General features: G+C 73.0%; 9 protein-coding genes. 7 read left to right on the top strand and 2 right to left on the bottom strand.

What is annotated here, in order from left to right; all coding sequences use genetic code 11:
* The first annotated feature begins 281 nt into the window (after window positions 1-281).
* The gene (locus tag ACSNOH_RS05690; protein WP_436720083.1) at window positions 282-746 is read left to right on the top strand and encodes a hypothetical protein; all 465 of its coding nucleotides are present in this window, start codon (window positions 282-284) and stop codon (window positions 744-746) included.
* Here ACSNOH_RS05690 and ACSNOH_RS05685 read toward each other — a convergent pair.
* Both ACSNOH_RS05685 and gabT read right to left on the bottom strand, forming a co-directional pair.
* Entirely contained in the window at window positions 673-1,218 is a 546-nt protein-coding gene (locus tag ACSNOH_RS05685) for a phosphatase PAP2 family protein (protein ID WP_436720122.1), read from the bottom strand. The two genes, ACSNOH_RS05690 and ACSNOH_RS05685, sit on opposite strands and share 74 nt — an antisense overlap.
* A gap of 603 nt (window positions 1,219-1,821) precedes the next feature.
* The gene (gabT, locus tag ACSNOH_RS05680) at window positions 1,822-3,171 is read right to left on the bottom strand and encodes a 4-aminobutyrate--2-oxoglutarate transaminase (RefSeq protein WP_436720082.1); all 1,350 of its coding nucleotides are present in this window, start codon (window positions 3,169-3,171) and stop codon (window positions 1,822-1,824) included.
* A 282-nt stretch (window positions 3,172-3,453) separates the two neighbouring features.
* Here gabT and ACSNOH_RS05675 point away from each other — a divergent pair, with 282 nt between their 5' ends.
* From ACSNOH_RS05675 to ACSNOH_RS05650, 6 genes are all read left to right on the top strand, one after another.
* A complete protein-coding gene (locus ACSNOH_RS05675) occupies window positions 3,454-5,709 on the top strand; it encodes an ATP-binding protein (RefSeq protein ID WP_436720081.1) in 2,256 nt (751 codons plus the stop codon).
* A gap of 123 nt (window positions 5,710-5,832) precedes the next feature.
* Window positions 5,833-7,488 (top strand): PucR family transcriptional regulator, encoded by a 1,656-nt coding sequence (locus ACSNOH_RS05670; RefSeq protein WP_436720080.1) that lies wholly within the window; start codon window positions 5,833-5,835, stop codon window positions 7,486-7,488.
* Window positions 7,489-7,868: 380 nt separating this feature from the next.
* Window positions 7,869-9,314: an aldehyde dehydrogenase family protein gene (locus ACSNOH_RS05665; RefSeq protein WP_436720079.1), complete on the top strand. Its 1,446-nt coding sequence runs from the start codon at window positions 7,869-7,871 to the stop codon at window positions 9,312-9,314.
* 207 nt (window positions 9,315-9,521) lie between these two features.
* A complete protein-coding gene (locus ACSNOH_RS05660) occupies window positions 9,522-10,481 on the top strand; it encodes an NADP-dependent oxidoreductase (protein ID WP_436720078.1) in 960 nt (319 codons plus the stop codon).
* A 471-nt stretch (window positions 10,482-10,952) separates the two neighbouring features.
* Window positions 10,953-12,215: a sensor histidine kinase gene (locus ACSNOH_RS05655; protein WP_436720077.1), complete on the top strand. Its 1,263-nt coding sequence runs from the start codon at window positions 10,953-10,955 to the stop codon at window positions 12,213-12,215.
* Window positions 12,181-12,909: a response regulator gene (locus ACSNOH_RS05650; RefSeq protein WP_436720076.1), complete on the top strand. Its 729-nt coding sequence runs from the start codon at window positions 12,181-12,183 to the stop codon at window positions 12,907-12,909. The genes ACSNOH_RS05655 and ACSNOH_RS05650 overlap by 35 nt, the downstream gene beginning before the upstream one ends.
* The last annotated feature ends 180 nt before the right edge of the window (window positions 12,910-13,089 follow it).

Genomic DNA, 13,089 nt, shown 5'->3' with positions numbered 1-13,089 from the left:
TGCGCTGTCCGGCGCGTCGGCCTCATGCGGCGAGGGCCGGCGAGGGCGTCCGGCCTCATGCGCCCGGCCTGCGTCCCCGCCTCATGCGGCGCATTCCTCTCGGCCTCATGTGCGTCCTGCCTTGCGCCTCATGCACCACCTCTCTGCGCACCGGTGCACGCCGTCCTGCGGACGGTGAACCCTTCGCCTCCACTCGGCCCGGAAACCCGCGTAATGATCCGCGCTCCGGGGCCTCTCCATCCGTGAACGCAGAACGAGGGACACGGAACGGAGGCAGTGCCATGAGTGGCGACGCGGGGAAGCTGAGGGCGGTGGAGTGGCTGTCGACGGCGGCACCCGATCCGGAGACCTGCCGGTGGGAGTGGGAGCGCAACCCCCTGGGGGTGGCGCTGTTGCCCGCCGGCAGGCTCTGGGACGTCCTCATCCTCCCCAGCGTGCTGGGCCGCCCCACGCTGGAGATCCTCACTCGCTGTACGGAGCGGGTGGGGCCTGTCCTGGTGGATTTCGGCGACTGCCGCATGGGCTTCTTCGTGCCCCCTGGGACCGCTGACGGGTGGGTTGCCACGGGGGTGCGTGCCGCAGGAACCGGCAGCTGGATCGTCGTGCCTCACCCCGGGCGTGCCGCCGCCTCGGGCGTCCGGTGGGTGGTGCCGCCCGACGGTACGGGCACGCTCACCGATCCGGTGCTTCTGGAACTGTCGATGCATGAGGCGGCCGTGATCCTTGCCCGTGAACGGGACGCTTGAGGGCCTGCACCAGCCCCCACAGCAGTACGCCGGACAGGCACCAGGCGCCCACCACGTCAAGTGGCCAGTGGTAGCCGCACCGCACCAGGCCGACTGCTACGCCCGCGTTCAGCAGGACGTACGCAAAGGCTGCCCACGCGCGCGTGCGCGCGTAGCGGCTGCTGAGGGGCCTCAGGCGGGAAGGGCGTGCATGAGGCGGGGGGCTGACGGCAGCAGAACCCGCATGAGGCGCTATGCGCGCACATGCCGCACGAGGCGATGGCGGGGGGACGTCGGCATGGGGCCGCGGCCGTGACGAGAAGGCGCGGGGCGGCAGGAGCAGCAGCAGGGCAGCCCCGTACGCGACAGCGGCAGTGGCCGTGTGACCCGAAGGAAAGAAGCCGTCGTGCACCCCGGACGCCGCCATGGCCGGCGGCCCCGTGCGGCCGATCCAGGCCTTCACCGGCACGATCACAGCCGGAACGGCCGCCATGGCGAGGGCCGCCCACACAGCGGGCAGCCACGGCCGGGACCGGTGCCGGCCGTGCAGCAGCGCCGAGACCACCATGGCGGCGACCAGAACGGGCACCGCCACTGACGCATTGCCGAGATCGGCGAGGAACTGCGCAGCACCGCTGGGGACGGACGACTCCGCGACCGTACGACCGAGCTCCTCGTCGAGAGTCCGCAAGGGCCCCCGGGCCGCGACCTGCCAGCCGATCAGAAGGAAGAGCAGTACGCACCCCACCGGAAAGATCCCGCGCATGAGGCGGCGCCATGCCGGCGGCCCCGGAACAGGGGGGGAGGTTCCGAGGCCGCCGTGAGGACCGGGGTGCCGCGCGCCCCGGGGGGTATGGGGCGGGCGGCCATCCGATCGGTGAGGATGTCCGGAGCGCAGGGCTCCAGTGGTGTGCGCGAAGGCACGGCCGGGTCGGCACTGGGGACGTACCGGCTCGGCTCCGTCCGCAGTCACCTGCGGACGAGGTGTTTCTCTCATCTGCAGAAACCGTACGGCAGGCCGGGCGGTCCGGACAGCCGGATCACCCCTCCACCACCCGCTCCGCACAGGTTCTTCACCCTCGTCCCCCTGTGGTGCCTACAGGCGGGCGAAGGCCGCCTCGATGATGTCCAGGCCCTCGTTGAGCAGGTCCTCACCGATGACAAGCGGCGGCAGGAAGCGCAGGACGTTGCCGTACGTGCCGCAGGTGAGCACGATCAGGCCCTCCGCGTGGCAGGCCTTGGCGAGCGCGCCGGCGGCCTCCGGGTTGGGGTCCTTGGAGCCCGGCTTCACCAGCTCGATCGCGATCATCGCACCGCGGCCGCGGATGTCGCCGATGATGTCGGACTTCTCCTGCATCGCGGAGAGACGGCCCTTCATGACCTCCTCGATGCGCTTGGCCTTCGCGTTGAGGTCCAGCTCGCGCATGGTCTCGATCGAGCCGAGCGCCGCTGCGCAGGCGACCGGGTTGCCGCCGTAGGTGCCGCCCAGGCCGCCGGCGTGCGCCGCGTCCATGATCTCCGCGCGGCCGGTCACGGCGGCGAGCGGCAGACCGCCCGCGATGCCCTTGGCGGTGGTGATCAGGTCGGGCACGATGCCCTCGTCCTCGCACGCGAACCACTGCCCCGTGCGGCAGAACCCGGACTGGATCTCGTCCGCCACGAAGACGATGCCGTTGTCCTTCGCGAACTGCGCGATACGCGGCAGGAAGCCCTTGGCGGGCTCGATGAAGCCGCCCTCGCCCAGCACCGGCTCGATGATGATCGCGGCGATGTTGTCGGCGCCGACCTGCTTGGTCATAGCGTCGATGGCCTGGGCGGCGGCCTCCTCGGCGCAGTTCTCCGGACCGGTGGGCCAGCGGTAGCCGTAAGCCACCGGCACGCGGTAGACCTCGGGGGCGAACGGCCCGAAGCCGTGCTTGTACGGCATGTTCTTGGCGGTGAGCGCCATCGTCAGGTTCGTACGGCCGTGGTAGCCGTGGTCGAAGACGACGACGGCCTGGCGCTTGGTGTACGCGCGGGCGATCTTCACCGCGTTCTCGACGGCCTCGGCGCCCGAGTTGAACAGCGCGGACTTCTTGGCGTGGTCACCCGGCGTCAGCTCGGCGAGCTGCTCGCAGACCTCCACGTAGCCCTCGTACGGCGTGACCATGAAACAGGTGTGGGTGAACTCGGCGAGCTGCGCGGTCGCACGGCGCACCACGGCCTCGGCGGAGCTGCCGACCGAGGTCACGGCGATGCCGGAGCCGAAGTCGATCAGGGAGTTGCCGTCCACGTCCTCGAGCACGCCGCCGCCGGCGCGCTTGGTGAACACCGGCAGGGTGACGCCGACGCCGCCTGCGACAGCCGCGTTCTTCCGGGCCAGCAGCTCCTGAGACTTCGGGCCCGGGATCGCGGTGACGATGCGGCGCTCCTGGGGGAGGGCCGGGCCTCCGGTCAGTTCGGTCATGAGGTGCTCCAGGGGGAGAGAACGGGCTTCGGACGGACTTTTAGTCGCAGGCTAGGGGCGGCGGTGCGGGTCGGGCATGTTCCGTTCGGGAGAAGTGGGCGCGTCGCGTTGTCCGTACCGGACATGGCGGGGTGTGCCGGACCCGCCCGCCCCCTTCCCGGGTGATCATGGCGACAGCGTGGCCCGGACCGCTGAACTCGCCCCAGGAAGCCCACTAGATTGAGCTGCGGCGCGCACTCACACGACAAGCATGAAGCCGGCCGGCGGGGGCGAGGGGCAGCGATGGAGCACGAGGGCACGTACGACGCACCGGGCGCACGAGGCGGCCCGCCCGGGGCGGCGGACACATCTGCTCCGGCAGCCGGCGCCCCGCCCCGGCCGCAGCAGCAGGCGGGCGTTCCAGCGCCCCCGCCCATGCCTCATGCCGCGCCCCCCATGCCGCACGGGGCGCCTCCCCCTATGCCTGTGGAAGCCGCGCCCCGGCCCCGTACCGTGCCCCGGCAACCCGGCAGGGCGCCTGAGGCGGTCCCGCGCGACCGGTCCCCGTTCCTCACCTGGCTCCGAGCGTCGCGCGTCTCCACAGGGCCCGGCATCTGGGCGTACGGCTACCGCCCCAAGCCGCCGGAGGAGCCGGACCGCATCCCCGGGCGGCAGCTCCTCAGCGGAGCGGTCACCGCCCTCCTGTGCGGCTGGCTGCTGGGTTCGCTGTTGTGGAACGGCTACCTCGGCACGTACTGGCTCTGGCCGCTGACCGTCCTGACCCCCGACTCCTGGCACCACGGCATGGCGGCGGTGTGGACCATCTACACCTACTACGCCATCTGCCTCGGCGCGCTCGTCTACGTCTTCGGCCGCCTGGGGCGCTGGCCCCAGGTGTGGCGGCGGTACGTCGCACCCCTGCTCGCGCGGCTGTGGGACGACGGCGGGGTCATCCCCGCCGCTGCGGGCGGCGGTCCCCGCCAGGATCCGGCGGACTGGCCGCAGCTCCGCGCCGCGGGCGCGCATGAGGCCGCCGACCGGCTTGCCGCCGAGGCCCGCGCCGGGCTGATGAACGACGTCGACCACGCCCGCATCGAGCGCGCCTGGCACTCCGTACGCGCGCAGCCCGGCCGGCTCGCAGCCTTCACCGAAACCGTTCTGCGGCACGGGGCGGCCGCTTGCGCGCACCCGTCCGGCGCGCGGGACCTGCCCGTCCGTGCCGCGCGCCACGACCTCGTCACCGGGCAGGTGCGCATCGGTGCTGCCGTCGACGACGAGCGCAACCCCTACATGCACCGAGGCGCCGGATACGCCCTCGACTCCGGCCTCCTCGGCACGTCCCTGCTCGCCGTCGGGCCGCCCGGCAGCGGCAAGACGGACCGGCTGGTCCGCCCCGTGCTCGAGTCGCAGTGCCTGCAGGCTCTCGCCGGGCGGGCGGCCGTCGTCGCGGTCGGCGCGGCGGGGGCGGGACTGGCACCCGACGAGGCGTTCGATGTCGTGGTGCGGATCGGCAGGCAGGACTCCGCGTACGACCTCGACCTGTACGGCGGCACCGACGACCCCGACGAGGCCGCCGCCGTCCTCGCCGAAGGACTCGTGGGGGACCTCACCGCCGCGCTGCCGGGCGAGGGCGGACGCCGGGCTGCGACGGTGCTGGCCCAGATCCTGGGCCCCTACCGCGCCGCCCACGGCCGCTTCCCGTCCGTCCCGGAACTGCGGGAGCTCCTGGACGGCTCGCCCTCCGCGATGGGCGCCCTTCGTGCCGCCCTCACGGAGGCGGGGCAGGACGCCCTCGTCCGGGAGGTCGACGCGCGGGAGCGCCAGGCGCACCGCCCCGGCGACGCCGGCCCCATGCTCGCCGACCGCCTCGCGCTCCTCGACCGCCCTGCCTTCGCCCGCTTCTTCGACACCACCGACCCCTCCCGCACCTTCTCTCTGCGCGCCCTCGAGCACCCGCTGCGCGTCCGGATCGACCTGCCCGAGCGCGGCCACGCCGAGGCGTCGCGGATGCTGGCCAGGCTCGTCCTCGCTCAGTTCACGGAGTGCGCGGTCGCCCGGGGAGACCGCTCCCTTTTCGCCTTCCTCGTGCTCGACGACGCCACCCACGCCGTCACGCCTGAGGCGGTCCGGGGCCTGGCGCGGCTCCGTTCCGCGAACGCCGGGGCGCTGCTCACTCTCCGCACACTCGATGACGTGCCCGAGTCCCTGCGTAGTGCGCTGCTGGGCGCGGTGGGCTGCCGCATGGCGTTCTCCGGGGTCACCACCTGGGACGGGGCGCGCTTTGCGGAGGTGTGGGGCAAGGAGTGGGTGGAGACCCGCGACGTCACCGACCGCCAGGTCATCGCCCACGAGCCGCTGACCCGGGTCACCCATGTGGTGCGCAGGCTGGTCACGGGGCGCGCGGTCACCGCACAGTCCGTGACGGTGCGCAAGGTGGAGCGGGAACGGTGGTCCGCCTCCGAACTGGCCCACGGCGTGCCCGCGGGTCACGCCGTGCTCTCCGTGACCTCGGTACGGGGAAGCAGTGCGCCTCCGGTGCTGATCGATCTGCAGCGGTGAAACGTTCGGTGAAGCGTTCGATGAAGCGTCGGCGTTCCCGGTGAATGCTCCACTGAGGCAGAATCGGTCACAGCAGTTCATACGTGACGGCACTGTTGCCGCGACGCTCCCTCCGAAGGTGCCATGCCCCCCACGCTCGCTTCCCTCGTCCACCACTCCGCGCTGAAACTCACCGTGCTCGCGGGGCAGGACCGGCTGGACAGGCCGGTCCGCTGGGCGCACGTCAGCGAGCTGGCGGACCCGGTGCCGTGGATGGACGGCGGCGAACTGCTCCTGATCACCGCATTGAAGATCGATGCGGAGGACCCGGAGGCCATGCAGCAGTACGTCCGCCGCCTCGTGCGCGCCGGCGTCGTGGGCCTGGGCTTTGCGGTCGGCGTCAATTACGAGACGGTGCCCGGCGCCCTGGTCGCGGCTGCCGCCGCGGAGGGCCTGCCGCTGCTGGAGGTGCCCCGTCGCACTCCCTTCATCGCCATCACCAAGGCCGTGTCGGCAGCCATCGCGGCCGACCAGTACCGGGCGGTGACCGCCGGCTTCGAGGCCCAGCGCGAGCTGACGCGGGCCGCGCTCGGCCCGGACGGCCCGGCCGCCCTCGTCGCCAGGCTGGCCGCGCACCTCGACGGCTGGGCAGCGCTGTACGACGCCTCAGGCGCCGTCGTCGCGGCAGCGCCCGAGTGGGCCGCGCGCCGTGCCGCGCGCCTCGGAGCGGATGTCGAGCGGCTGAGGGAGCGCCCCGCGCCCGCGACCGCCGTGCTGGGCACGGACCCCGCCGAGGAGGGAGCCGACCGGGTCGAGCTGCAATCCCTCGGCTCCGGGCGGCGGGCACGCGGCGTCCTCGCCGTCGGTACGGGTGCGCCCCTGGGGACCGCCGAACGCTACGCCGTGCACTCCGCCATCGCCCTGCTCACCCTGACCACCGAGCGCTCCCGGGCCCTGCAGGAGGCGGAGCAACGGCTGGGCGCGGCGCTGCTGCGCATGCTGCTCGCCGGTGAACCCGATCACGCGCGGGCCGTCGCCGGCGACCTGTACGGCAGCCTGCTGGACGCGCCGTTCCGGGTGATCGTCGCCGAGGGAGTGGAGACGCCCGCCGATTCCGATGCTGCGGCATCGGAGGAGGAGGCCGGGGGCCCCGTGGACCCGCTCGCGGTGCTCGCCGACACCCTGGAGACCGCGGCGGGGCGGGTGGCGGAGCCGCTGCTGATCGTCCCGGACGGCGGACGGCTTGTCGTCCTTGCGCCCGACGGCGGGGCTGTGGTGGCCTCGTGCGGGGAGCACGCCCGCGCCATAGAGGCCCGCCGCGGCACGAAGACCCGTCCGCGGGACCGCAGCGCCGCAGCACCCGCTTGCGACCTTGTCATCGGCCTCTCTGCGCCCGCCGGACCCATCGCCACGGCGGCGGCCTTCCGCCAGGCGGAGCAGGCCCTGTCCGTCGCACGCCGCCGAGGCAGGGTCCTCGTCGAACACGAGGAGGTCGCCGCCGGCTCCGTCCTGCCGCTCCTTGCGGACGACGCCGTACGTGCCTTCGCGGACGGCATGCTGCGGGCCCTGCACGAACACGACGCCACAGGCCGCGGCGACCTCGTCGCCTCCCTGCGGGCCTGGCTCTCCCGCCACGGCCAGTGGGACGCGGCCGCGGCGGACCTCGGGGTCCACCGCCACACGCTGCGCTACCGCATGCGCAGGGTGGAGGAGATCCTCGGGCGCTCGCTCGACGACCCGGACGTACGCATGGAGCTGTGGCTGGCTTTGAAGGCGACGGCGGCCTCAGGGCAGGAGTGACGGCGGCCTCATGCCGAGGTGACAGCGGCCTCATGCGGGCGGGCAGACCTCATCGCCGGGAGGCCGGGGACGGCCTCGTGCGGCGAGCAGTAGCGCCCCATGCCCTCTGGCCGGCTGCGGACGTTCGATGCCGAAGGCCGGCGGTCGGTGTCCGGTCATGGGGCGGTCCCCGGGCAGGGCATGAGGCGAACGGAGGCCTTGGGAGGGCATGAGGCGGGCGGGGCCCCGCGGCATGAGGCGGACAGAAGGTCCCGGGGCCCTACCCCGCCATTGCGGTGCCCCCTCCCGCGGTACTGCTCCACCGCGGACAATCGGCGCCCGGCCGCCCCGCACCTACGGTGGGGGAGCAATATCCACACCACTTGGGAAGGGCCGGGATTGTGACTGCTCCCCACGCGTTCTGGCTGGCCGGCCGCGAGGCCACCGGCGAGGAGACCTTTGACGTCACGAACTCCTGGGACGGCCGTCTCGTCGGCACCGTGAGCGTGCCCACCGAGGCACAGGTCGAGGAGGCCGTGGCCGCTGCGCACGCCGTACGAGAGGAGTTCGCGGCGACACCCGCCCACGTGCGGACCGCCGCCCTCGACCACGTCGCGAAGCGGCTCACCGAGCGCGCCGAGGAGATAGCCCAGCTCATCTCCGCCGAGAACGGCAAGCCCATCAAGTGGGCCCGCGGCGAGGTCGGCCGCGCCGTCTCCGTCTTCCGCTGGGCCGCCGAGGAGGCTCGTCGCTTCAACGCCGGTGACGCGCAGCGCCTGGACACCGACGCGGGCGGCACCGGCCGCCTGGCGCTGACCCGCCGCTTCCCGCGCGGCACCGTGCTGGGCATCGCCCCGTTCAACTTCCCGCTGAACCTGAGTGCCCACAAGGTCGCCCCGGCGATCGCCGTCGGCGCGCCGATCATCCTCAAGCCCGCTCCGGCGACCCCGATCTCCTCCCTCGTGCTGGGCGAGATCCTCGCCGAGACGGACCTGCCGGCGGGCTCCTGGAGCGTGCTGCCGGTCCCGAACGACCGCATGCCCGCCCTCGTCCAGGACGAGCGGCTCCCGGTCATCTCCTTCACCGGTTCAGGCCCGGTGGGCTGGTCGATCCTCGACTCGGCCCCGCGCAAGCACGTCACCCTCGAACTCGGCGGCAACGGTGCGGCGGTCGTCCTCGCCGACTGGTCCTCCGAGGAGGACCTCGACTGGGCCGCGCAGCGCATCGCGACGTTCTCCAACTACCAGGGCGGCCAGTCCTGCATCTCGGTGCAGCGGGTCATCGTGGACGCCTCCCTCTACGAGCGCCTCGTGCCCAAGGTCGTCGCCGCCGTCGAGGCCCAGGTCACCGGTGACCCGTCGGACGCCGCCACGGACGTCGGCCCGCTGGTCAGCGAGGACGCCGCCAAGCGGGTGGAGTCCTGGGTGAACGAGGCTGTGGAAAACGGCGCCACTCTGCTCACGGGCGGCAAGCGCGACGGTGCAACGTACGCTCCGACCGTACTTGCGGACGTCCCGGCAGACGTGACGATCGCCTGTGAGGAGGTCTTCGGGCCGGTCCTGACGATCACCAAGGCCGAGGGCGAGGAAGCCGCGTTCGCCGCGGTCAACGACTCTCCGTACGGCCTGCAGGCCGGCGTCTTCACGCACGACCTGCAGACGGCGTTCCGGGCGCACCGTGCGCTGGAGACCGGTGGCGTCATCATCGGCGACGTCCCGTCGTACCGCGCGGACCAGATGCCCTACGGCGGTGCCAAGCAGTCCGGGGTGGGGCGCGAGGGCGTGCGCTACGCAATGGACGACTACACCTACGAGCGGGTGCTCGTACTGACGGGCCTGGCGCTCTGACGCGAGCCCGCACGCAGTAGCAGGCAGAGTCGCACCGCACGGCCGGGGCGCGCATGGAGCGCGCCCCGGCCGTCGGCGTTCCGGCTGCCCCTCGATGCGATGGCCCGATCCTTGCGGAGCATGGCAGTCGAGCCACTCGTTGTCGTCCCCGAACTCGGCGAGCCTTGAGGCATCGAAGCGAACGGCACGACTGCAAGGAGCGCCACCATGACCGCGAGCCCCGCCCGCATGCACGCCATCCGCCAGGAGACCGCCGGCGGTCCCGAGGTGCTGGAACTGGTCGAGACCGACCGCCCCACGCCGGGCCCCACCGAGATCCTGGTGCGAGTGCGGGCAGCAGGGGTCAACCCGGCCGACTGGAAGACCCGCGCGCGCGGCTACTACTACCCGGGCGAAACCCCGCCGTTCGGCCTCGGCTTCGACGTGTCGGGCGTGGTCGAGGCGATCGGCGACGGCGTGACCTTGTACGCCCCGGGGGACGAGGTCTACGGCATGCCGCGCTTCCCCCACCCGGCAGGCGCTTACGCCGAGTACGTCACCGCCCCTTCCCGGCACTTCGCCCCCAAGCCCCGGGGCCTGGACCACGTGCAGGCCGCTGCCCTGCCCCTCGCCGCCCTCACCGCCTGGCAGGCCGTTGTCGACACCGCCCGGGTCACGGAGGGCCAGCGCGTCCTCATCCACGCCGCAGCGGGCGGCGTCGGCCACCTCGCCGTCCAGATCGCCAAGGCACGAGGCGCCTACGTCATCGGTACGGCCAGCGCCGCCAAGCACGACTTCCTGCGCAGCCTCGGCGCGGATGAGCTCATCGACTACCGCGAGCAGGACTTCGCCGAGGAACTGAAGGACCTGGACGTCGTCGTGGAGTCCATCAGCGGCGACTACCCCGCCCGCTCCCTGCGCACCCTGCGCTCCGGTGGAACGCTCGTCTCGCTGCTCCCTCTGGAGCAGCCGGTCTTCGCCGAGGCGAGCGAACGCGGCATCCGCGCCGTGCGCATGATGGTCGAGCCCGACCTTGCGGGCCTGCAGGGCATCAGCGAGCTTGTGGAGTCCGGGCGGCTGCGCACCGAGATTGCCGCAGTCCTGCCTCTCGCCGAGGCGGCCAAGGCGCATGAGATCGGGGAGACCGGCCGCACCGCCGGCAAGATCGTGCTGACCGTCGGCGACTGACCGCTGAGCCCGCGCGTAAGAGGCTGCTGCCCCGTGCGAGCCTCGCGGCCTCATGCGGCGCGGCTGCCTCATGCGTCGTGGCCTCATGCGCGCCGCAGTGCGCAGGACGGCCTCATGCTGACGACAGCTGCGGCTCCATGCGGGGGCATGAGGCGGCCTTATGTCTCCGCCTCATGCACCGGATTCGTCGCCCCCGTATCCGCACAGTGCGCCCCGTAACCCCGCCCCGGAGCACGGAGCGCACTGTGTTCCCCCGTGGTTCCCCCGTCCTGCCGGCCCGTCCCCCGTGACCGCTGCCGGGCCGACCCCACCGACGTTACGGAGCGCCCGCGCACCGGTCGTCCCGTAACGGGTGGAATTCCTCCCTCAACCCACGCAGTAGCCGCTCGGCGCTCTCCACCCTGCGCGGTAGCCGTGACAGCCTCCGTCCGACCGATGCCGAGCCGTCACCAGGCTGGCTACGCTGCGGCGGTGCGGACCGTTCGGGCGCTGCGAGGACATGCTGCGGGCCGGCCGAGGGCGGCGCTGGACGTGGCGCTGGCGGTCGGCTTCACCGTCGTGGCGCTGCTGCTCGCCGGCGAGCGCCCGCCGGAAGGCTGGTACTGGGACCGGCCCGACGCCCTGGGCTACACGCTGATCTGTGTCATCAACCTCCTCGTCGCCGCTCGCCGCAGCGCCCCCGTGGTGGTCTTCACCGGCGCCACCGCCCTGTGGCTGTGGTACATCGCTGCCGGATTCTGGCCGGTCGTCAACAGCGCCGCCCTGATGCTGGCGCTGTACACGGTCGCGGCCATGCGCCGTACGGTCTGCGCCGCGGCCTGCGGAGCCGCCTTCGCAGGGGTGTGGGTGGCGGGGGCGTTGCTCTCCGGCAGCAACGCCCCGGCGACGGCCGTCGCCCAAGCCCTCGTCGTGCCGTTCATCATGTGGAAGTTCGGCGAGAACGCCCGCAAGCTCGGGGACCGTAACCGCGCGCTGTCCGAGCTGACCGGCCAACTGCGGCGCGAGCGCGAGGAGAACGCCCGCCGGGCCGTCGCCGAGGAGCGCGTCCGTATCGCCCGCGAACTGCACGACGTGGTCGCCCACCACATGTCCGTGATCTCCGTCCAAGCGGGCCTCGCGCACTACGTCTTCACCGCCGATCCCGGCACCGCGCACGGGGCGCTCGGCGCGATCTCGGCCGCCAGCGGCGAGGCCCTCGAGGAGCTTCGCCGGCTCCTGGCGGTGCTGCGCGTCGGCCCGGAAGGCGTCGGGGAGACCGCCGGCCAGGAGGGCCCCTACCAGCCGACGCCCGGCCTGGACAGGCTCGAGGACATGGCCGAGCGCGTACGGGCGGCAGGCGTTGACGTGGAACTGCGGATCGCGGGGGAGCGGCGTCCGCTCGCCCCGGGACCGGACTTGTGCGCCTACCGAGTCATCCAGGAGGCGCTGACGAACGTCATCAAGCACGCCCGCCCCGCCCGGGCCGCGGTCCACATCACGTTCCTGGCGCACGAGCTGTCGGTACGGGTCACCGACGAAGGGCGGGGAAACGTTCCGGCCATCCCGGGGCCGCCGGGCGGGCACGGGTTGATCGGTATGCGCGAGCGCGCCAGGATCTACGGGGGAACCCTGGCCGCAGGACCGCGGGACGAGGGCGGCTTCGAGGTCCGGCTCACCCTCCCTTTGCAGCCGGCGGTGCGCGGGAGAAGGACGGCGGGGGATGACGGGCAAGTCCGGCGAGACCCAGGCGCCTGAGGCGGGCGGACCCGGCAGCAGCATCCGCGTCCTCGTTGTGGACGACCAGATCCTCATCCGCGCCGGTGTCGCCGCGCTGCTGCGCGCAGCCCCCGGCATGGAGGTCGTCGCCGAGGCGTCCGGCGGCGAGGAGGCCGTGGCGCTCGCCGCAGAGCACCGGCCGGACGTGATCCTCATGGACATCCGGATGCCCGACATCAGCGGCATCACCGCCACGGAACGGATCCTGCGCGAGGCACCGCCCCCCGCCCCCCGCGTCCTGGTGCTCACGACCTTCGACCTCGACGAGTACGTGTACGCGGCCCTGCGTGCAGGCGCCGCCGGCTTCCTGCTCAAGGACGCCGGACCGCAGCGGCTCCTGGCCGCCGTCACGGCGGTCGCAGGAGGCGACACGCTCTTCGCACCCAGCGTCACCCGCCGCCTTGTCGAAGCCTTCACCCGGCGGACGGACACCGGCGCCTCCGCCCCGCCCGGAACCGCCCTCGACGCGCTCACCGGCCGCGAGCTCGAGGTGCTGCGGCACACCGCACGAGGCCTGTCCAACGCGGAAATCGCCGCCGAACTCGTGATCAGCGAGGCCACCGTCAAGACCCACCTCAACCGCGCCATGGCCAAGCTCGGCCTGTGCAGCCGCGCCCAAGCGGTCGTGGTCGCCTATGAGAGCGGCTTGGTCGTCCCGGGCGCGGGGCACTGAGAGCCCGAGCGAAACCCCGTCTCACCCTTCCCGCGCTGTCCGGACCGCGGCCCCCCGCCCCACCGCCTCATGCGGCCCAGCGCGCTGAGCGCGGGCCTCATGCCGGGCCTCATGCCGGGCCTCATGCCGGGCCTCATGCCGGGCCTCATGCCGGGCCTCATGCCGGGCCTCATGCCGGGC

It is taken from the genome of Streptomyces sp. URMC 127 (assembly GCF_051386535.1).
Taxonomy (GTDB): Bacteria; Actinomycetota; Actinomycetes; order Streptomycetales; family Streptomycetaceae; genus Streptomyces.
This window is presented reverse-complemented; position numbering and strand designations above follow the sequence as displayed.